This is a genomic window from Pseudomonas sp. GW458-11-26-14-LB4, from assembly GCF_059423925.1.
Window position 1 is genome coordinate 60,794 of the sequence record NZ_JBWKYU010000014.1, and the last position, 19,823, is coordinate 80,616.

Genomic DNA, 19,823 nt, shown 5'->3' on the forward strand with positions numbered 1-19,823 from the left:
TAGAAGCCTATGTCCCTGATAGTTCTACTGCTTCTGCCTTTTCTGGGCAGCTGTCTGGCAGCCGTGCTGCCGCACAACGCACGTAACGCCGAATCCCTGCTGGCAGGTCTGGTCGCACTGGTCGGGACTGTCTCGGTCGCGCTGCTATACCCGCAGATCGCCCACGGCGGCGTGATCCGCGAAGAATTCACGTGGCTGCCCAGCCTGGGCCTGAACTTCGTCCTGCGCATGGACGGCTTCGCCTGGCTGTTCTCGATGCTGGTGCTGGGCATCGGCACCCTCGTTTCCTTATATGCCCGTTATTACATGTCGCCGGACGATCCGGTGCCGCGTTTCTTTGCGTTCTTTCTGGCGTTCATGGGCGCCATGCTGGGGCTGGTGATCTCCGGCAACCTGATTCAAATCGTGTTCTTCTGGGAGCTGACCAGCCTTTTCTCGTTCCTGTTGATCGGCTACTGGCACCACCGCCACGACGCGCGCCGTGGTGCGTACATGGCGTTGATGGTCACCGGTGCGGGCGGATTATGTCTGCTGGCGGGGGTCATGATCCTCGGCCATGTGGTCGGCAGCTATGACCTGGACAAGGTCCTGGCCGCCGGCGATCTGATTCGCGCACATGCCCTCTACCCCATCCTGCTTCCCCTCATTCTTATCGGCGCCCTCAGCAAAAGCGCCCAGTTCCCCTTCCACTTCTGGCTGCCGCACGCGATGGCGGCGCCCACACCGGTTTCGGCGTACCTCCATTCGGCGACCATGGTCAAGGCAGGGGTTTTCCTGCTGGCCCGGCTGTGGCCGTCGCTGTCCGGCAGCGAAGAATGGTTCTACATCGTCAGCGGCGCCGGTGCCGCCACGCTATTGCTCGGCGCGTACTGCGCGATGTTCCAGAACGATCTCAAAGGACTGCTGGCCTACTCGACCATCAGCCATCTCGGCCTGATCACGCTGCTGCTCGGCCTGAACAGCCCGCTGGCCGCCGTGGCGGCGGTGTTCCACATTCTCAACCACGCGACCTTCAAGGCTTCGCTGTTCATGGCCGCGGGGATCATCGACCACGAAAGCGGCACCCGCGACATCCGCAAACTCAACGGCCTGTTCAAACTGATTCCGTTCACCGCCACCCTGGCGATGGTGGCCAGTGCATCCATGGCCGGGGTGCCGCTGCTCAACGGTTTCCTGTCGAAAGAAATGTTCTTCGCCGAAACCGTGTTCATCAACGCCACGGCGTGGGTCGAAGCCGCGTTGCCTATCGTCGCGACGATTGCCGGCACGTTCAGCGTGGCCTATTCACTGCGCTTCACTGTTGATGTGTTCTTCGGCCCGACCGCCACCGACCTGCCGCACACCCCGCACGAACCGCCACGCTGGATGCGCGCGCCAGTTGAGTTGCTGGTGTTCACCTGTTTGCTGGTAGGGATTTTCCCGGCACAAGTTGTAGGCCCGTTGCTGGCCACTGCCGCCTTGCCGGTGGTGGGTGGCGTGCTGCCGGAATACAGCCTGGCGATCTGGCACGGCCTCAATGCACCGATGATCATGAGCCTGATCGCCATGTCCGGCGGTATCGTGGTCTATCTGCTACTGCGCAACCAGCTCAAGCGCGGCCGCTTCAAGTATCCGCCGCTGGCGGGCCGCCTCAACGGCAAGCGAATGTTCGAGCGCAGTCTGGTGGCGATGATGCGCCTGGCCCGGCGGCTGGAGCGGCGCATCGGCACCAAGCGTCTGCAAACCCAGCTGTTCCTGATGGTGTTGGCGGCAGTGCTGGCCGGCCTGATCCCAATGCTGCACAGCAGCCTGAGCTGGGGCGACCGGCCGAAGATCCCTGGCTCGATCGTGTTCGTGACCCTGTGGCTGCTGGCAATCGCCTGCGCCCTCGGCGCCGCGTGGCAGGCCAAGTATCACCGTCTCGCGGCCCTGACCATGGTCAGCGTCTGCGGGCTAATGACGTGCGTGACCTTCGTCTGGTTCTCGGCGCCGGATCTGGCCCTGACGCAACTGGTGGTCGAAGTGGTGACCACCGTGTTGATCCTGCTCGGCCTGCGCTGGCTGCCACGGCGGATCGAAGAGGTTTCGCCGCTGCCAAGCAGCCTGCGCAAGGCGCGGGTACGGCGTCTGCGCGACTTGCTGCTGTCGATTGCCGTTGGTGGCGGCATGGCGCTGCTGTCCTACGCGATGCTGACCCGGCAGACGCCGAACGACATTTCCTCGTTTTACCTGAGCCGCGCCCTGCCCGAGGGCGGCGGCAGCAACGTGGTCAACGTGATGCTGGTGGATTTCCGTGGTTTCGACACCCTTGGCGAAATCACGGTGCTGGCCGCCGTGGCACTGACCGTGTTCGCCCTGCTGCGTCGCTTCCGCCCGCCGAAAGAAAGCCTGCAACTGCCGGCCCAGCAGCGCCTGCTCGCCCCCGACGTGGTCACCGATCTGGTCAACCCGCGCTCGGCCAGCGACACCGCGCTCGGTTTCATGATGGTGCCGGCGGTGCTGGTGCGTCTGTTGCTGCCGATTGCGCTGGTGGTGTCGTTCTACCTGTTCATGCGCGGGCACAACCAGCCGGGTGGCGGCTTTGTCGCCGGTCTGGTGATGTCGGTGGCGTTCATCCTGCAATACATGGTCGCCGGCACCCAGTGGGTCGAGGCGCAAATGAGCCTGCGCCCACTGCGCTGGATGGGCACCGGCCTGCTGTTCGCCACCGTCACCGGCCTCGGGGCGATGGTGGTGGGTTATCCGTTCCTCACCACCCACACCTGGCATTTCAGCCTGCCGCTGCTGGGTGACATCCATATCGCCAGCGCGCTGTTCTTCGATATCGGCGTCTACGCCGTGGTGGTCGGCTCGACCTTGCTGATCCTCACCGCCCTCGCCCACCAATCGGTCCGGGGCCACAAAACCGCTGCCGCCAAAGGAGCCGTCTGATGGAAGAAGTCATCGCAATCGCCATCGGCGTGCTCGCCGCGTCCGGGGTCTGGCTGATCCTGCGGCCAAGGACATTCCAGGTGGTGATGGGCCTATGCCTGCTCTCTTACGGCGTCAACCTGTTCATCTTCAGCATGGGCAGCCTGTTCATCGGCAAGGAGCCGATCATCAAGGACGGCGTGCCGCAGGATCTGCTCAATTACACCGACCCGCTGCCCCAGGCGCTGGTGCTGACGGCCATCGTCATCAGCTTCGCCATGACCGCTTTGTTTCTGGTGGTGCTGCTGGCCTCACGGGGCCTGACCGGCACCGACCACGTTGACGGAAGGGAGCCCAAGGAATGACGGCGATGACTCACCTGATCGCCGCACCGATCCTGCTGCCGCTGCTGACCGCCGCCATCATGCTGATGCTCGGCGAGAAGCACCGACCACTGAAGGCGAAAATCAACCTGTTCTCCAGCCTCCTCGGCCTCGGCATCTCGGTAATGCTGCTGCAATGGACCCAGACCACCGGCGTTCCCGGTTCGATTGGGGTTTATCTGCCGGGCAACTGGCAGGTGCCGTTCGGCATCGTGCTGGTGGTCGATCGTCTGTCGGCATTGATGCTGGTGCTGACCGGAATCATTGGCGTCAGCGCCCTGCTCTTCGCCATGGCCCGCTGGGACGGCGCGGGGTCGAGCTTCCACGCCTTGTTCCAGATTCAGTTGATGGGACTTTACGGCGCATTCCTGACGGCGGACCTGTTCAACCTGTTCGTATTCTTCGAGGTGCTGCTCGCCGCGTCCTACGGTTTACTGCTCCACGGCTCGGGCCGGGCGCGGGTGTCGTCGGGGCTGCATTACATTTCGATCAACCTGCTGGCCTCGTCGCTGTTTTTGATCGGCGCGGCATTAATCTACGGCGTGACCGGCACGCTGAACATGGCGGATCTGGCCCTGAAGATCCCGCTGGTGCCGGAAGCCGACCGAGGCCTGCTGCACGCTGGCGCAGGGATTCTGGCCGTGGCGTTCCTGGCCAAGGCCGGCATGTGGCCACTGAACTTCTGGCTGGTACCGGCCTACTCGTCGGCCAGCGCGCCGGTGGCGGCGATGTTCGCGATCATGACCAAAGTCGGCGTCTACACCTTGCTGCGTCTGTGGACGCTGCTGTTCTCGGGCCAAGCGGGCGCTTCGGCTTACTTCGGCGGTGACTGGCTGATCTACGGCGGCATGGCGACCATGGCCGGTGCGGGCGTGGCAATCATTGCCGCGCAACGCCTGGAACGCATGGCTAGCCTGAGCATTCTGGTGTCGGCGGGGATCCTGCTGTCGGCCGTGGGTTTTGCCCAACCCAATCTGATCGGCGCCGCGCTGTTCTATCTGGTCAGCTCGACCCTGGCGTTGAGCGCGCTGTTCCTGCTGGCTGAGTTGATCGAACGCTCGCGTACCGCCATCGAAGTGCCGCTGGAAGATGAAAACGAACTGCTGCCGCGTCCGCAGGAGTGGCAGCGTCCGGTCAAGGGCATCAACCTCGACGACGATCAGAAAGCCGTGGTCGGTCAGGTGATCCCGTGGACCATGGCCTTCCTCGGCCTGAGCTTCATTGCCTGCGCGCTGCTGATTATCGGTATGCCGCCGCTGTCCGGTTTCATCGGCAAGCTGAGCCTGATCGGCGCCCTGCTCAACCCGCTGGGCCTCGGCGCCGGCGAACCGATCTCGAATGCCGCATGGGCAATGCTGGCCCTGCTGATCCTCACCGGACTCGGCTCGCTGATGGCGTTCTCGCGCCTGGGCATCCAGCGCTTCTGGTCGCCCGAAGAGCGCCCGTCGCCCCTGCTGCGCAAACTGGAATGCACGCCGATTTTCCTGCTGCTCGGGCTGAGCATCGCGCTGACCTTCAAGGCTGAACCGCTGTGGCGTTACACCCAGGCAGCGGCCGATGCGCTGAACAATCCGCAGCAATACGTAATGGCAGTGCTCGGCACCCGCGCCGTGCCGAGCCCGGAAGCCAAGGCTGCGCTGCTGGAGGTGCAACCATGAAACGTCTGTTTCCTGCTCCTTGGCTGTCGCTTGCGCTGTGGTTGCTCTGGCTGGTGCTGAACCTGTCGGTCAGCCCGGGCAATCTGCTGCTGGGTGCCGTACTCGGTTTCAGCGCTCCACTGATGATGCGCAAGCTGCGCCCGCAACGGATTCACATCCGCCGCCCGGGCACGATCCTGCGATTGTTTCTGCTGGTCGGGCGCGATGTGATCGTCTCGAACCTGCAGGTGGCCTGGGGTGTACTCAACGCCGGTCGTCGGCCGCTTCGTTCACGCTTCATCAAGGTGCCTCTGGACCTGCGCGATGCCAACGGTCTGGCGGCGCTGTCGATGATCTGTACGGTCGTGCCCGGCACGGTATGGTCGGAGCTGGCGCTGGATCGCAGCATTCTGTTGCTGCACGTGTGGGATCTGGATGACGAAGCGCAATTCATCCAGCACTTCAAGGTCACTTACGAGCGGCCATTGATGGAGATTTTCGAATGAGCCCGCTGCTGTCGAACGCGATTCTGCTGACGCTGTTCCTGTTTTCCCTGGCCATGGTCCTCACGCTGGTGCGCCTGTTCAAAGGCCCGTCGGCGCAAGACCGGGTACTGGCGCTGGATTACCTGTACATCGTCGCCATGCTGATGATGCTGACCCTGGGGATTCGTTATGCCAGTGACACCTACTTCGAAGCGGCGCTGCTGATCGCGCTGTTCGGCTTCGTCGGCTCGTTTGCTTTGGCGAAGTTCCTCCTGCGTGGCGAGGTGATCGAATGAACGCTGAACTGTCTCTCTGGGTGGAAATCCCGGTGGCGATCCTGCTGGTCCTCAGCGGCGTGTTCGCCCTGATCGGCGCGACCGGCCTGCTGCGGATGAAAGATTACTTCCAGCGCATGCACCCGCCGGCGCTGGCCTCGACGTTGGGCGCGTGGTGCGTGGCGCTGGCGTCGATCATCTGTTTTTCGGCGCTCAAGTCCGGGCCGGTGCTCCATGCATGGCTGATCCCGATTCTGCTGTCGATCACCGTACCGGTGACTACCCTGTTGCTGGCGCGAGCGGCGTTGTTCCGCAAGCGTATGGCCGGAGATGACGTGCCGGCCGAGGTCAGCAGCCGGCGCACTGAAACCGGCAGTTAAATCCAGGCAACAGCCAACAGCCCGGCTCCCAATATCAGACACAGCGGCGAGTAAACCCAAGTGTCGAGCCGGGCGAACCGCGACCCCTTCACTTCCTTGAAAAACCCCACCAGCTCCGAATCGCCGATTGCCCGTGCAAACATCAGCAGCGCAATCGCGCTGATCACCCATTGCAGCGCCCAGTGATGCACGGCGGGCAGCCACCACCCCACTCGCATGCACACCAGTGCGGCAATCAGTAGCAGGGCTGCCGCCACCACCAGCGTGATCCAGCCTGACGGCTTGAACGCCGGCCTGAGCGTCAGTCCGCCGTTGTCCACCGGAACCTGCGGCACCACCGCCACGGCCGCCCACTGCCCACCCATCGCCCAATACACATGCATCAGGCTGATCACCGCAAATATCGTCACCAGCCATTGAGCCAACACAAAGGTCATGGTCGAGAATCCTTTAAAGGGATTTGAACAAAACATCCTAGTCGGCATTTTTCCATGTGCACGACCGGTCGGCGGTGCGGTAAAGTGCCGCCCCATGAAATTCACCCGTACCGATCGCTCACTGCTGGCCTGGATGCTCTATTGCTGCGTCCTGTTCAACGTGTTCGCCTGCAGCATCGGTCACGGACAAATGGTCGGCATGCAGCTCAACGGTATCGGCGGCCAGTTCTGCGCCGTCGACCCGAGCACCCAGGCGCCGCTCGCCTCGAATCCCGCTGAAGAAAAACTGCCGACCCTGGCCAAGGCCTTCGGTTGTCCGCTGTGCTCCACCGGAGGCATGGGCCCGGCGTTCAACTCCAGCCTGACCCTCGCGATCCTGCCTGAACAACACAGCCCGCCGCTGCCGGTCATCGTCAGCGCCGACCTCCCTGCCCGCTTCATCTGGCCTTCGGCCAACCCTCGCGCCCCGCCGCTCGCCTGAGTGTCCTTGCCTTTTTGATTTGTCAGCCCACTGCGCCAACGCGCGGCGTTCGCCTGTGCGCTGACTCCTAGACAAGCATTCAGGATTCAATCGATGAAACAACTTACCTTGCTGGCGAGCCTGTGCGGCTGCCTGTCCGTCAACGTCTGGGCGCAATCCACCGTGGATCTGGCGCCAATCACCATTGACAGCGAGTCCGGCGCCGAACCGGGCCTGAGCCTCGACCAGTCCAGTGGCATGGCCTCGCACCTGGGCCTCAGCGTGCGCGACACCCCGGCGTCGGTGGCGATTGCCAACCGCAATGACATCGAACGTCACGGCTCGCAAAACTTCCAGGACGCTGCCAACACCTTGCCGGGTGTGAACGCCAGTGCCCCGCCGGGCTTTGGCGGGTTCGTCTCCTATCGCGGTTTCACCAGCAGCCAGATCACCCAGATGTTCAATGGCGTGAACGTTTCCGGCGGCCTGGCTCGCCCCGTAGATTCATGGATTTATGATAGGGTGGAATTGGTCGGCGGCCCCTCGTCGCTGATCAACGGCGCAGGCTCGGTCGGCGGCTCGCTGAACTACGTGACCAAACTGGCCACGCGCGACGAGCAAGCCATCGAAGGTCGGGTCAGCTACGGCACCTACGACACTACCGAAACCGCATTCGGCCTCAACCACGCGCTGAGCGAACCCGGCGCCGAGGTGCAGCATTACGCGCGTCTCGACGTCAGCCACAACACCAGCAACGGCTACATCGACCGCCAGGAGCGCGATGCCTGGAGCGTGGCGTTCTCGTTGCTCAGCGACCTGACGCCGAACCTGTCGCACACCCTGGCCCTGGAATATCAGGATGAACACGAAGACAGCCCGTATTGGGGCACGCCGGTGCTCAACCCCAAGGCCGGCGAACTGAAGATCGACAAGCACAATCGCTTCAATAACTACAACGTCGAGGATGGGCGCTACGAGCAGCGGACAATCTGGGTGCGCTCGATCATCGACTACCGGATCAACGACAGCACCACCCTGCGCAACACCCTCTATCACCTCGACAGCCAGCGCGATTACCGCAACCTGGAAACCTATCAATACAACGCCGACAACAGCGCGGTGAACCGCTCCACTGCGTATCAGGTGCGACACCAGGGCGAGCAGAACGGCAACCAGTTCGAACTGCGCCACGACAACAGCCTGTTCGGCCTCGACACCACCTGGTCCGGCGGATTCGAGTACAAGGTCAACCAGACCACCAACTCGCCGCTGAACGTCAAAGGCGCCAGCACGGTGAACCCGAACAACTACCGACCGGGGCATTTCTATGACATCCCCGGAACGATGCCGGGTTTTGTCAGCGACAAGACCAACGAAGTCACGACCAAAGCGCTGTTTGCCGAAAACCGCTTGGCACTGACCGACAAGCTCTCGCTGCTCACCGGTCTGCGCTATGACGACATCGACCTCGACGTGACCAACCATCGCACGGTGACCGCGAGTAACCCGCGCCATCTCAAACGTAGCTGGGAACCGGTCACCGGGCGCGTCGGCCTGACATACCAGTTCATTCCGTCAGCCAATGTGTACGTGCAATACAGCACCGCCGCCGAGCAACCCAATGGCACCCAGGACTTCGATGTCTCGACCGGCAAGCAATGGGAAATCGGCAGCAAGTTCGACTACCTGAACGGGCGCGGCTCGGCGACAGTGGCCGCCTACACCATCGAGCGCAAGGACTTCGCGGTGACGGATCCACTGGACCCGACCAGCAGCATTCCGGTCGGCCAGCAGACTTCGAAGGGCATCGAGATTGCCAGCTCGCTGCGGATCACCAACAAGCTGCTGGCCGAAGGCAACTTCGCCTGGGTCGATGCGCAATACGACGAGTTCAACGAGAAGAACGCCGCCGGCGTAGTGGTTTCGCGCAAGGGCAATACACCGACCAACGTGCCGGACCGGGTCGGCAATCTGTGGCTGACCTACGATTTCTCGCCGCAATGGCAAGGCGGAGTCGATGCGCGGTACGTGGCATCGGTGTTCGCCGACACGGCCAACACCATGACCGTGCCGTCATACACGCTGTTTGGCAGCTTTCTCAGCTACAAGGTGGACTCGCACACCACCGTGACCGGGCGGGTGCGCAACCTGACGAATGAGGTGTATGCCGAGTTCGCCCATGTGTCGCCGGCGTATTACCTCGGCTCACCGCGCACCTTTGAGCTGGCTGTGCAAACCCGCTTCTAAAAGCTTCGCGGGCAAGCCCGCCCCCACAGGAATCGATGTGTTTTCAAAGCTCAGAGCACACCGAAAAACCTGTGGGAGCGGGCTTGCCCGCGATAAGGCCCATCGTTACGGCCTCTATTTCAAATCAGCTGAAACCTTATCTGCCACATCCTTCGGTAACCAAGCCTGCCACACATCCGGATGCGCCTTCATGAACGCCACCGCCGCATCCCGGGGCGCCGTGTGTTTCTCGCTCATTTCGGCCAGCGCCTTGTTCAGGTCATCAATCGGAAAATCGACCTTGCTGAAAAACTCGGCAATCTGCGGATACTGCTTCTGGAACGGCGTGGACACCCCGATCGACAGCTTAGAGGCCAGTGAACGGGTCGGTTTCGGATTGGGATTATCGGCGTCGGTCAGGGTCTTCCAGGCCTCGGCATCAAAAGGCGGCTCTTCCAGCTGAATCAGCTTGAACTTACCGAGCAGAGGGGTCGGCGACCAGTAATAGAACAGCACCGGTTTGCCCCGACGGATCGATGAGCTGATTTCCGCATCCAGTGCCGCACCGGAGCCGCTGCGGAAATTGACGAAATCATCCTGCAAGCCATAAGCCGTGAGCTTCTGCTTGTTGACCACCTCCGATGTCCAGCCGATCGGGCTGTTGAGGAACCGTCCCTTGCTCGGGGATTCCGGGTCCTTGAACACATCCTTGTACTTCTTCAGATCGCTGACACTGCGCAGCTCCGGCGCCAATGGCTTGATGCCTTTGGCCGGATCGCCCTTGATCACGTACTCCGGCACCCACCAGCCTTCGGTGGCGCCTTTGACCGTGTCGCCCAGGCTGACGACCTTGCCTTCGGCCTCGGCCTTGACCCACACCGGACTGCGCCCGGCCCACTCTTCGCCGATGACCTGAATGTCGTTGTTGGCCAGTGCGGTCTCAAGAGTGATGGTGGTGCCCGGCAAAGTGTCGGTCGGCAGGCCGTAACCCTTCTCGACGATGATCCGCAGGACGTCGGTGATCAGGCTGCCGCTTTCCCAGTTCAGGTCGGCAAAGTGGATCGGCGCCTGTGCCGCGCTCACCGCAGGCACCGCCGTCATCAAGCCGAAGGAGGTCAGGCCAGCGGCCAGCAACCGTCGAAATCCGTTCATGCTTTTGCACCTCGTGCTGTTCACAGCAATAGCAGGATGGCCTGACAGAAGACCGCAAGCCTCTGAATACTCAGTCAACTGACTGTAGACGAGGTTCCTGCTTTTTCAGGGGCATGACACGGACAAGGCTACTTTTCAGAAATTTCCTGCAGGTTCTTCAGCTCGCGTCTGACCATGCTGGCGTATTCCGCAGGCTGCAAGGCGTAGATCTGCGAGGCGACCCAACCTAACCAAGCGCCCTTCAACTCGGCCTTCGCAGTGAACAATCGACGTGCTTCTTCACGGGCGCTGTCGAGGTTCTGCAAATGGAAATCGGCGCGGCTCACTCGCTGGCCTTGAACGTCACCAGTTCGCCCTTGCGCCACTTGGCGGCCTTGGCGGTGACGGCTTTCAGGGTCTTGGTCAGGCCTTCCTGCAGTTGTTCATTGGCGGCGAACACGGTAACCGCGCTGTGGCCTTCCTTGAACACGATGGCATGGCCGTCGGCCGTGGTGACGAACGCATAGTCGCCCAGACCGTACACCGTCATTTTGATTTCGCGAAAGCGGATGTCCATCTTGCCGCCTTCACGGCTCGGCAGCACCGACGCGCTGAAATGATCACCGACCTTGAGCTTGAGGCCAGGTTTGTCATCGACCACCAATGCGCTTTCGGTGTCGATCTCGGCAACGTAAATGCCTTCGGCGTTTTGCTCGGTGATGTAAACAAAACGCGATTGAAACTGCTTGACCAGCTTTGCCCGCAAATCACCCAGCACGAACAAAGCATGCATATCGAGGTTACTGACTGCCAAAGAAACATCCCCACACTTGAAAAGAGTGCCGTACGCGAAAAGCGCGCACGGCAGTAAAAGTCGGCCAGGCCGAAGGTGTTGCACAATGACTCGAATATACGCCTGAGCGAGCGAAGTGCTCATCCAACGCGAGGTCCACAAGACTACTGGAATGCCACCCGCGAAACCTGCAAAGACATTCTCCAAATGTTGAAGGAAAACGCCTCACGGCCGGCCAGAGAAAACTGACTACGAACTTTAGGGAAAAAACTCACCAAGAAAAGCACTTTTCCGACATATCGCACGCAAAAAATTGCTTTAGATAACGCCATGCCGTCAACAGGTGTTGGCGATTCTAGAGCAGCGATGCTATTCGCGACTACCCGCAGTGGCCAGTAAATGCGGGTCAATCCATGAAAAGGACTTCATATGTGCACTATGACGCATTTTGCCGTGACTCACGAACCTGCCTTTGCCTTGAACACTTCAGCCTTCGAGACTGTTCCTGCAATGGAGCCTTGCGGACGGGAACCGTTGTTCCAGGTAATCCCGGCGGGCAACGGCTTTTTCCATATCAGGGAAAAGTCGACGGGGCTTGTCAGAGGTTTCCGCGAGAATCACAACGCCGCCTGCGCCCTTGCCCGTTCACTGGAATCGCGAATCGAACTCCTGGCCAGCGAGCACCTCAGATAAAGAGAGTGACCGACCCCGCCATCCTTCAAGGAGTACACCATGGAACTGCCTGCCTACAACCTGACCACCCTGTTCGATCAATTAGGGCTGCCTTCGGAGGAAACGGCGATCGACGACTTCATCGAAGCCCATCCGCTGGATGCCGATACCAAGCTGATCGACGCCGACTTCTGGAGCCCACAACAGGCGCAAATGCTCAAGGAGTGGCTGCGGGCCGATGGCGAGGAAGCCATCATGGTCGATGAGCTGAATGTGCGCCTGCACCGGGGCAAGTAATCTTGATCAGTGCAGGCTGTCACCGGTTTCAGCGCTCAATTGCGCAAGCCATGCGGCCCTGCACTCTTCCGCCTCGTTACGACTTGCAAACGCAGTGCCCCGGCGTTCGCCATTGAGCAGCACCACCCAGCAGACACTTTGCCCCATCGCGCGCAGACCGGCGGGTACACCGCTGCCGATCATCACCGCGACATCGACTCTGCATTGCATGTTGACCTCCCAACTTCATTAGCAACCTAACTATGTGGGCATGTTAATGATTTGGATCAAGAGGAAACAGCAACGTCGCTGCACAGCTTAATTGCAGTTCCGGCAACAATGGCTCAGCGCGGCTTTTCCGGTTTGTAGCCCAGACGCAACCCGCCCCAGTGACGGCCCTTGACCATGATCGGCACCGACAGGTCGTGCATCAGCTCGCCGGTATCGCGGGTGTAGGTCTGCAACAACACCGGTTGCTGATGGCTGCCGCAGCGGATGCCGGTGCGGTCGGCGAATTTGCGTTTGGTGCGGTTGTTCACGGTATCGACCTGTGCATCCCCGGTCAGCGGCTGGCTGAATGCCTGATTGTGGGTCGGCACGTAACCCTGCTGCGTACAGGCGATGGCGAACACCAGGCCTTCGTGGCGCGGCAGCAACGGTTCCTGAATGGCCGGCAGCACCTGATCGGTGTAGCGATCGAAACGAGTCTGGAACTTGGCGGGCTGGGTGTCGGGAATCGGTTGATATTGGCGGTCGAACAGGTCTTCAAGACTAATGCGTCCCTGCTCGACATCGGCCTCGAACCGCGCGGCAATCTGGCTGGCCCCTTCGCGGGCGAGGTCGTAGATGCGTTGGTGATAGTCATCCAGCCCGACTTCGGCCAGACGTTCGCTGATGGTTTCCGCCTGCCCTTCCATTTGCACGGCGGCCTCGGCCAGGTGCCGGGTCTGTTGGTCGCTGATCGCCAGATCGCTGCGCATCTGCTCGATGGCGGTGAACAGGCTGTCGAGCTGTTCACGATTGGTTTCCGCGCCTCGGGCGATTTCGCCGACTTGGGTTTCTACGCCGGCAGCCAGTCGCGCGATGTTTTCCAGGTGCTGGCCGGTGTGTTCGACCTGCTCGACGCCGGTGTGCAAATCGTCGGAGAGCTGGCGGATCTGCTCCACCACCTGCGCCGTGCGTTGCTGGATGTCGGCGACCATCTCGCCCACTTCGCCAGTGGCCGTTGCAGTACGGGCCGCCAGACCGCGCACCTCATCCGCTACTACCGCAAAACCGCGACCGTGCTCGCCGGCCCGGGCCGCTTCGATGGCGGCGTTCAATGCCAGGAGATTGGTCTGACTGGCAATCGACTGAATCACCAGTGTCACGCGCTGGATGTCATCACTGCGCTGGCTCAAGGCTTCGATCAGTTCGCGGCTGGCATTGGCACGCTGGCTGAGCTGATGCATGCGCGAAATGGAATCCACCAGCTCGGTGCGCCCTGCTGCGCTGCTGTGATGGGCTTCGCTGGCAGCGCCCAAGGCTTCACGGCTGAGCTGCGAAGTGGCCTGCTCAGTGGCGATCATGACTTCGGCGTTGTTGACGATCTGCGCGGCGGCGTCGAGTTGCGATTGCAGCTTGCCGGCCAGCTCCTTGACGGAAAACGCCACGCCTGCGGCTGACAGCGCGTTATGACTGGTGGTGTAGGAAAGGTCGCGAGTCAGCTCGGACATCGCGTTATTGCTATCGATCGGTTGCGCATCGGGGACCGCCCGGGAACGCAGGCGCGGCAGCCAGACGATCAGCACCGCCAGCGGCATGCCGACGTACAACGGCCATTCGCCCAGGCTCATTCCGGCCAGCAACAGCATCAGAGCGATGCTTTGCAGGGTCGGCGTCAGCCAGCGATTCTTCGGCAAAACAACTGGTGCAGGCAGAGCCGCAACCAGAGATCCATCTCTCGTCATTTTGTTACCCCACGCTTGTTCTCATTGTTGTGACTGCATTAAACGCCACTACAACGCCATTATCCATGGTCCGTTAGTCGTGGGTCTGTGGCAGGTCAATGGAATGGTGCGGGGACTTTCCGGCAGACGAGAAAAAGCAAAGATCGCAGCCTTTTGCAGTTCCCTTAGGAGCTGCAAAAGGCTGCGATCTTTTCGCGACGACCCGCATTGAAGGGGTCGCCTCAGGAATCAGGCCTGACGCTGGTGCTTGTCGATCTGCTCGTGACGCTCTTGAGCTTCGATGCAGTACTTGGTGGTCGGGCTGATCAGCAGGCGTTTCAGGCCGATCGGCTCGCCGCTGTCGTCGCACCAGCCGAAGCTGTCTTCCTTGATACGTTCAAGGGCCTGCTCGAGTTGCGGCAGCATGCGCTGGTCGCGATCGATCGCGTTTACCAGCCAGGTGCGCTCTTCTTCCACCGATGCGGCGTCCGCCGGGTCAGCCGGGGTGTCCAGGCTTTCGATGGCAATACGGTTCTGCTCAATGCGCTCATGGGTTTCGACTTTCATGTTCTGCAACAGCTCTTGAAAGAAAGCGTGTTGCTCGGCATTCATGTAGTCATCTGCCGGCATGGCCAGCAACTTGTCCTTTGTCATTGATATCTCTATAAAAAACGTGCATTAAGGCGAATTAGGGAGCGTTCCGGCGAACCGCCTGCGGTCATCGGAAAGGCATCGTTTATTGCAAACGCCACCCGGCACTCAATTTACGAAGGGGCGGCAGTCTAAGGCCCGTTTGAGGCCTCAGCAACTGTAAATACCGGGAATTTGTCCGACAAGGCCCGGAAACTGCTCTGACACAGGCTTCACAGCGCTCATCGGAGTGCGTTTATAGCAAGAAATTCAGTCGAGCGGCTGTATATAGAAGACAAACGTCGGACGAGCGGCGCTTTGTCGCAATTCGTTACGGTCACTGAACGCAAAACCCTCCCCTCGCAAAGACTGACAAATCCCCCCAACCTCGGCTACGTTATGCCCTCCCCGGTTCGACTTGAAGGAACGCGTCATGAAACTGATCGGCATGCTGGACTCCCCTTACGTGCGCCGCGTGGCGATCTCTGCCAAATGCCTGGGGGTCGAAATGGAACACGACCCGGTCTCGGTGTTCCGCCACTTCGAACGTTTCCAGCAGATCAACCCGGTGGTCAAGGCGCCGACCCTGATCCTTGATGACGGCGAAGTGCTGATCGACTCGACCCTGATCCTCGACTATCTCGAAGCCCTGTCCGGCAAAACCCTGCTGCCCGCCGACCTGCCGCAACGCGCCAAAGCCTTGCGCCTGATCGGTCTCGGCCTCGCCGCCTGCGAAAAAGCCGTGCAGCTCTACTACGAACGCAACCTGCGCCCGGCCGACATTCAATACCAGCCGTGGGTCAAACGCGTCGAAGGCCAACTCGCCGCCGCCTTCACCGCCCTTGAACATGAACTCGAAAAACACCCACTGCCCACCGACGGCCCTCTCCAGCAGGACGGCATCACTCTCGCCGTCGCCTGGAGCTTCACCGGCCTCGTCGTCCCCGACCAGATCGACGCCGATCACTTCCCGCGCATCGCCCAATACACCGCGTACGCCGAAAGCACCCAGGCGTTCATCGACACCCCGATGACCTGACCATGAGCGCCACCGAAACCGCCGCCCCGGCCCTCAAAGAAATCTTCAACGCCGAACGCCTGCAACACATCGCCACAGAAATGAGCGCCGTGTACCCGGCGTTCAAGGCCAAGGCGTTTCTCAAGCACGCCAACGACGGCCTCGCCGACCTCTCCGTCATGCAGCGCATGGCCCGCGTCAGCGAAAGCCTGCATCACGTGCTACCGCTGGATTACGCAGATTCCCTCGCTGTCCTGCGCGAACTTGCCCCGCGACTGAACAGCGGCTTCGTCAGCATGTGCCTGCCGCACTACGTCGCGTGCTACGGCGCGCACGCGTTCGACGCTTCCATGGAGGCCCTGAAATACTTCACCACCTTCGGTTCCTCTGAATTCGCCATCCGCCACTTCCTGCGCAGCGACCTGGAACGCTCGCTGGAACTGATGCACGACTGGACCCAAGACGAAAACCACCACGTCCGAAGACTCGCCAGCGAAGGCAGCCGCCCTCGCCTGCCGTGGTCGTTTCGGCTGGAACCGGTGCAGGCTGATCCACACTTGGCCGCCGGAATTCTTGACCGGTTGAAAGCCGATGAAAGTTTGTACGTGCGCAAGTCCGTGGCGAATCATTTGAATGACGTGACCAAAGAGCATCCGGAGTGGGTGCTGGACACGATTGAGGGGTGGTCGCTGGAGAACAAGCACACGGCGTGGATTGCCAAACATGCGTTGCGGAGTTTGATCAAGCAGGGGAATTCTCGGGCGCTCACGGTTATCGGTGCGGGGGCGAAGGCTGAGGTTGAGTTGCTGGATGTGAAGGTGGAACCGGCGGTTGTGCGGCTTGGGGAGACGATTACTTTGTCGTTTACCGTTCGATCGTTGGTGCCAGTTGAACAGCGGTTGGTGATTGATTATGCGATTGACTATGTGAAGGCGAATGGCGGGACTTCGGCGAAGGTTTTCAAGTTGAAGACGTTGGAGCTGGCGGGGTATGGGAGTGAGGTTGTGGCGCGGCGACAGGTGATCAAGGATTTCACTACGCGCAAGCACTATGCGGGGGTACATACGGTGCATGTGGTAGTTAATGGGGAGCGGTTGGGGAGTACTGCCGTTGACATCATCACTTAATAAGCGTCAAAAATGGTCTGCTCATCGGATGACAACCGAAAGTAGCAGGTACGTTGGATCTTGAACCGAATGATGACCTCTCCAACTACTGAGCTCGCAAAGGAACGCACATGATCGATGGTCCCGCTGTTTTGACAGTTTTTTTGGTTTACCTGGCCGGTGTCGTTATTCCAGGACCCAATTTCGTTGCGGTAGTCCACAAAGCGGTCGCTGCGTCGCGGCCAGAAGCCTTGGCCTTGGTGGCAGGCATTGTATTGGTCAACTTACTCTGGGCCACCTGTGCAATAGCAGGTATCGGCGTTGTATTTGCTGCGTTTCCTTGGGCGGCGCTGATCGTAAAAGTTCTGGGGGCCGCCTATCTGATGTGGTTTGGACTCCGACTGTTGCTAAATGCCGGAAAGACCGCGCTTGCCCCCAATAATGATGCTGCCGTCGGAAACTTTCGGCAGTCATTCATTCAAGGAGTCATCACGAACATCGGCAACCCAAAATCCATGGCCTTCTACGCCGCTATTTTCTCAGCGGCAGCCCCCGCCCACGTGTCAACAAGCACGTTTTTGTCGATGCTGGCAGTCGTAGTGGTGGTTTCAATGACTTGGTATGGAATGGTCGCAATCGCTCTTTCGCAACCTGACATCGCGTCAGCGTATCGAAGGAGGAAAAAAGCTATTGATCAATTATGCGGTGGTTTGATTTTGTCTCTGGGGATCCGGCAGCTTGTTCAATAAGTCAGGGAGGAATGCGGGCAGATTTAAAAATGGGACGCATCTATTTATCAAAAGAGCCGCCCTATCTTTTCCGACTCGCCCCCGTTTCCCAAGAATTACCAACTGCCATACGGAATGCCGAATTTGTCGATATAACGCTTGGATTTTTCACTGACCGGATAGGCGTAACGTCCTTGGTTCTTACCCTGACTAGGCCCTAACGGCTCAATCTCTGCTTTCGCCCGAGCGACCTTGATCGCCTTATGACACGAGTCTTTAACCCAAGCCTGCACCACCCCGCCGGGCGCCAGCCCCAAGTAAACCGACGCCATAAACCGCGCCTCTCGTTCAGGTGTTTGCGGGCAACGTTTGCTGGTGGATTCCAACATCAATTGCCTGGCATGTTCTGGAATATCCACCCAGGCTTGCCAGGTTTTCTTTTCAACGATTGACTGCCATCGAACATATATCCGAACGGGAAGATCGGCACCCACTACTCGTTTCCCGCTGCCGTCCACTATTGACCAGCCGCGAGCCGACTCGGTGCCGTCCTCTGGCTCGCCACCGGCTGCGGAGCCACCATTGGCCTTGAAGTAGACCTTGCCGGTAACGTCCTGCACAGAACTGTCCTCCACCCAAACCTGCATGTAATCAGGTTCGATGAATGCCAATTCCCACCATTCGGATTTGGGGTCGTTTTTGCCTGATAGCGGGTCAGCAGACTGGCAGCCAGCCATGAACAACGCGCAAAACAGAGTGACGAGTAATTTCATTACCAGAGCGTCCAGTCAGGTACGTGAGGATGTTGTACGCGAATTGAGTCTGCGGTAGGAGCATTGATATAGACCGCGCTCATTCCGCTGCCATCTCTGCGGCCAAGGGGGTGGTTCCAGTTTGCGGACGTGTGAATGTACTTCAGTTTCAACAGCTTTTCTTCTTGCGGAGTAACGCTGTAGTCACCCGCCAAGAACCGATCACACAACGCTTGAAGCTCTGAAGGAACAGCCAATTCCGGTGTATCCGGAATGTCTTTAAAGCGAACGCCCTTCTCTTTCGCCAACTGGTGCATCAAGCGCAGGTACACCCGGGAGAGCATGCCACTCACCGGACGTTTTAGTTGGACGGCGGCGTACACCCGTTTTAGGCGCGGACTGAGCCGATCTTGTAACGCATTAGGCAAGGGCAACGCAGCTGGCGTGACAATCTCCAGCATTTCCGCAGGCCAACCTTTGGCAAGCAACTGATCCTTCACTATCTCTGCATCACGATAAATCGAGGTTGTCACAACATCAGTATTCTGCGACACGTCCAAGCTTTGCATGGGGCTGACGAGTACATTCTCTTGTGCTTCTTCGAGGTAACCACCACCAAGGTCGGAATGAACTCCCGGTAAAACGATTTCCAAATGATCGGGCTTGACGCGACTCAAAGCGAAATTCGCCCGGCATTCATCGCGGGCAGTCAGCTGGACGACATCAGAGAAATAGCGACGATCCAGGTACAACCTGATGCCAGTGGCAACAGGGCTTTTGATATTGCCCAGATTTGACCATCCGGCAATCGAGGGTACGGTGTCGAACAGACCAATGAAGCCCATGTTGATGCTGCTTTTGTATTGATCATTGAAAGTAGAACTAAATCCTCTCGCACTACTGCGCATCACATCCCCAAGAGGGCCCTGCTTTCCGCGTGCAATTTCATTGGCAAAATGCCGAGCGGCAGCAGCTCCACGGCTGAAACCGAACGTATCGAATGTCAGAGAAGTAATTTCGCTCTCAGGATGGCTAGCCAGTACCCCTTCAATACGCAGTTTGATCTCTGAAAACGAAAGCTGAACACGACCTGCAACCCCCGTCTCACCTCGACCAGTGCCGGCCCCAAGCGTGCTGTCCTCCATGCCTGAGCGAGTACCGATCCCCTCGACATACACCATGCGAAAGGCTTGCTTCTGCGAGCCGTCTCCTTCGGCTTTCTGAGGTGCGTAATACAAGTCACTCAGTTTCTGCACATTGCTGGTGTCGTTACCGTAGCTGCTGTCCGGATCTTTCATGAACGGCTTACAACTGGCATCAATATCTTGAGCCGCAATCGGATGATGAGCACCACACAGAAGCCCGGCCGCAGCATTATTGGCATTATTCCCCGTACCATCGAAGAACACTCCGATCCGCAGGGCTATGCCAATTTTTTCACGTGCAGATGCCGGTTCCTTCCCGTGTTTCTCATACTCAGCCCAACGCTGGGCATGAATATCGACGGGGTCGGTTCCTTTGTTGCGATAGTTTTTAGGCGGGTTGGGGATGTAGCCACTCAATCCTTGATTCCTTCTTCTGATCCTTGAAGAACGGGCCGAAGGGTGACAGCGGAAA

General features: G+C 59.6%; 22 protein-coding genes. 13 read left to right on the top strand and 9 right to left on the bottom strand.

Annotated elements, in window-relative coordinates; translation table 11 throughout:
- The first annotated feature begins 9 nt into the window (after positions 1-9).
- The 6 genes from AC07XZ_RS19010 to AC07XZ_RS19035 are packed head-to-tail and all read left to right on the top strand — an operon-like array spanning position 10 to position 6,049.
- Entirely contained in the window at positions 10-2,910 is a 2,901-nt protein-coding gene (locus tag AC07XZ_RS19010) for a monovalent cation/H+ antiporter subunit A (protein WP_102687075.1), read from the top strand.
- Positions 2,910-3,254, top strand: a complete 345-nt coding sequence (locus AC07XZ_RS19015) for a Na+/H+ antiporter subunit C (protein ID WP_003192163.1) — start codon at positions 2,910-2,912, stop codon at positions 3,252-3,254. Before AC07XZ_RS19010 ends, AC07XZ_RS19015 begins: the two co-directional genes overlap by 1 nt.
- Positions 3,251-4,930 carry a monovalent cation/H+ antiporter subunit D gene (locus tag AC07XZ_RS19020; protein ID WP_102687074.1) on the top strand — a complete coding sequence of 560 codons (1,680 nt, stop codon included), beginning with the start codon at positions 3,251-3,253 and terminating at the stop codon, positions 4,928-4,930. Before AC07XZ_RS19015 ends, AC07XZ_RS19020 begins: the two co-directional genes overlap by 4 nt.
- Positions 4,927-5,415: a Na+/H+ antiporter subunit E gene (locus tag AC07XZ_RS19025; protein WP_102687073.1), complete on the top strand. Its 489-nt coding sequence runs from the start codon at positions 4,927-4,929 to the stop codon at positions 5,413-5,415. Before AC07XZ_RS19020 ends, AC07XZ_RS19025 begins: the two co-directional genes overlap by 4 nt.
- Positions 5,412-5,690: a K+/H+ antiporter subunit F gene (locus AC07XZ_RS19030; protein ID WP_011334688.1), complete on the top strand. Its 279-nt coding sequence runs from the start codon at positions 5,412-5,414 to the stop codon at positions 5,688-5,690. Before AC07XZ_RS19025 ends, AC07XZ_RS19030 begins: the two co-directional genes overlap by 4 nt.
- The gene (locus tag AC07XZ_RS19035; protein ID WP_007950534.1) at positions 5,687-6,049 is read left to right on the top strand and encodes a Na+/H+ antiporter subunit G; all 363 of its coding nucleotides are present in this window, start codon (positions 5,687-5,689) and stop codon (positions 6,047-6,049) included. The genes AC07XZ_RS19030 and AC07XZ_RS19035 overlap by 4 nt, the downstream gene beginning before the upstream one ends.
- On the opposite strand, the gene AC07XZ_RS19040 is transcribed toward AC07XZ_RS19035, so the two are convergent.
- Complete coding sequence (locus tag AC07XZ_RS19040) at positions 6,046-6,486, bottom strand: DUF3995 domain-containing protein (protein WP_007950535.1); 441 nt, start codon at positions 6,484-6,486, stop codon at positions 6,046-6,048. The two genes, AC07XZ_RS19035 and AC07XZ_RS19040, sit on opposite strands and share 4 nt — an antisense overlap.
- A gap of 94 nt (positions 6,487-6,580) precedes the next feature.
- Between AC07XZ_RS19040 and AC07XZ_RS19045 the strand changes: the two genes are divergently transcribed.
- Together AC07XZ_RS19045 and AC07XZ_RS19050 are read left to right on the top strand one after the other, a co-directional pair.
- Positions 6,581-6,967: a DUF2946 domain-containing protein gene (locus AC07XZ_RS19045; RefSeq protein WP_085602912.1), complete on the top strand. Its 387-nt coding sequence runs from the start codon at positions 6,581-6,583 to the stop codon at positions 6,965-6,967.
- 93 nt (positions 6,968-7,060) lie between these two features.
- A complete protein-coding gene (locus AC07XZ_RS19050) occupies positions 7,061-9,193 on the top strand; it encodes a TonB-dependent receptor (protein WP_102687072.1) in 2,133 nt (710 codons plus the stop codon).
- A gap of 114 nt (positions 9,194-9,307) precedes the next feature.
- On the opposite strand, the gene AC07XZ_RS19055 is transcribed toward AC07XZ_RS19050, so the two are convergent.
- The 3 genes from AC07XZ_RS19055 to AC07XZ_RS19065 all read right to left on the bottom strand — a co-directional run bounded on the left by AC07XZ_RS19055 (position 9,308) and on the right by AC07XZ_RS19065 (position 11,117).
- Entirely contained in the window at positions 9,308-10,324 is a 1,017-nt protein-coding gene (locus AC07XZ_RS19055) for an ABC transporter substrate-binding protein (protein WP_102687071.1), read from the bottom strand.
- Between the two features lie 128 nt (positions 10,325-10,452).
- On the bottom strand, positions 10,453-10,650 hold the full coding sequence (locus AC07XZ_RS19060; protein ID WP_102687070.1) for a hypothetical protein: 198 nt from the start codon (positions 10,648-10,650) through the stop codon (positions 10,453-10,455).
- Positions 10,647-11,117, bottom strand: coding sequence for a hypothetical protein (locus AC07XZ_RS19065; RefSeq protein WP_007950541.1), 471 nt, complete (start codon positions 11,115-11,117; stop codon positions 10,647-10,649). Before AC07XZ_RS19065 ends, AC07XZ_RS19060 begins: the two co-directional genes overlap by 4 nt.
- Before the next feature lie 408 nt (positions 11,118-11,525).
- Between AC07XZ_RS19065 and AC07XZ_RS19070 the strand changes: the two genes are divergently transcribed.
- Complete coding sequence (locus AC07XZ_RS19070) at positions 11,526-11,789, top strand: hypothetical protein (RefSeq protein ID WP_102687069.1); 264 nt, start codon at positions 11,526-11,528, stop codon at positions 11,787-11,789.
- Between the two features lie 39 nt (positions 11,790-11,828).
- Positions 11,829-12,065 carry a DUF2789 family protein gene (locus AC07XZ_RS19075; RefSeq protein WP_039767041.1) on the top strand — a complete coding sequence of 79 codons (237 nt, stop codon included), beginning with the start codon at positions 11,829-11,831 and terminating at the stop codon, positions 12,063-12,065.
- A gap of 6 nt (positions 12,066-12,071) precedes the next feature.
- Here AC07XZ_RS19075 and AC07XZ_RS19080 read toward each other — a convergent pair whose 3' ends face one another.
- The 3 genes from AC07XZ_RS19080 to AC07XZ_RS19090 form a co-directional block, all read right to left on the bottom strand.
- Positions 12,072-12,275 (bottom strand): hypothetical protein, encoded by a 204-nt coding sequence (locus AC07XZ_RS19080; RefSeq protein WP_039767042.1) that lies wholly within the window; start codon positions 12,273-12,275, stop codon positions 12,072-12,074.
- A gap of 113 nt (positions 12,276-12,388) precedes the next feature.
- The gene (locus AC07XZ_RS19085; RefSeq protein WP_102687068.1) at positions 12,389-13,993 is read right to left on the bottom strand and encodes a methyl-accepting chemotaxis protein; all 1,605 of its coding nucleotides are present in this window, start codon (positions 13,991-13,993) and stop codon (positions 12,389-12,391) included.
- Between the two features lie 228 nt (positions 13,994-14,221).
- The gene (locus tag AC07XZ_RS19090) at positions 14,222-14,626 is read right to left on the bottom strand and encodes a TraR/DksA family transcriptional regulator (protein ID WP_039767046.1); all 405 of its coding nucleotides are present in this window, start codon (positions 14,624-14,626) and stop codon (positions 14,222-14,224) included.
- A 409-nt stretch (positions 14,627-15,035) separates the two neighbouring features.
- On the opposite strand from AC07XZ_RS19090, the gene AC07XZ_RS19095 reads away from it, so the two are divergent.
- From AC07XZ_RS19095 to AC07XZ_RS19105, 3 genes are all read left to right on the top strand, one after another.
- On the top strand, positions 15,036-15,641 hold the full coding sequence (locus tag AC07XZ_RS19095; RefSeq protein WP_085746166.1) for a glutathione S-transferase: 606 nt from the start codon (positions 15,036-15,038) through the stop codon (positions 15,639-15,641).
- Between the two features lie 2 nt (positions 15,642-15,643).
- A complete protein-coding gene (locus AC07XZ_RS19100; protein WP_102687067.1) occupies positions 15,644-16,747 on the top strand; it encodes a DNA alkylation repair protein in 1,104 nt (367 codons plus the stop codon).
- Positions 16,748-16,857: 110 nt separating this feature from the next.
- The gene (locus AC07XZ_RS19105) at positions 16,858-17,475 is read left to right on the top strand and encodes a LysE family translocator (protein WP_085746164.1); all 618 of its coding nucleotides are present in this window, start codon (positions 16,858-16,860) and stop codon (positions 17,473-17,475) included.
- Positions 17,476-17,570: 95 nt separating this feature from the next.
- On the opposite strand, the gene AC07XZ_RS19110 is transcribed toward AC07XZ_RS19105, so the two are convergent.
- Both AC07XZ_RS19110 and AC07XZ_RS19115 read right to left on the bottom strand, forming a co-directional pair.
- Positions 17,571-18,227 (bottom strand): DUF2931 family protein, encoded by a 657-nt coding sequence (locus AC07XZ_RS19110; protein ID WP_102687066.1) that lies wholly within the window; start codon positions 18,225-18,227, stop codon positions 17,571-17,573.
- The gene (locus tag AC07XZ_RS19115; protein ID WP_102687065.1) at positions 18,227-19,768 is read right to left on the bottom strand and encodes a T6SS phospholipase effector Tle1-like catalytic domain-containing protein; all 1,542 of its coding nucleotides are present in this window, start codon (positions 19,766-19,768) and stop codon (positions 18,227-18,229) included. The genes AC07XZ_RS19110 and AC07XZ_RS19115 overlap by 1 nt, the downstream gene beginning before the upstream one ends.
- Positions 19,769-19,823: the final 55 nt, after the last annotated feature.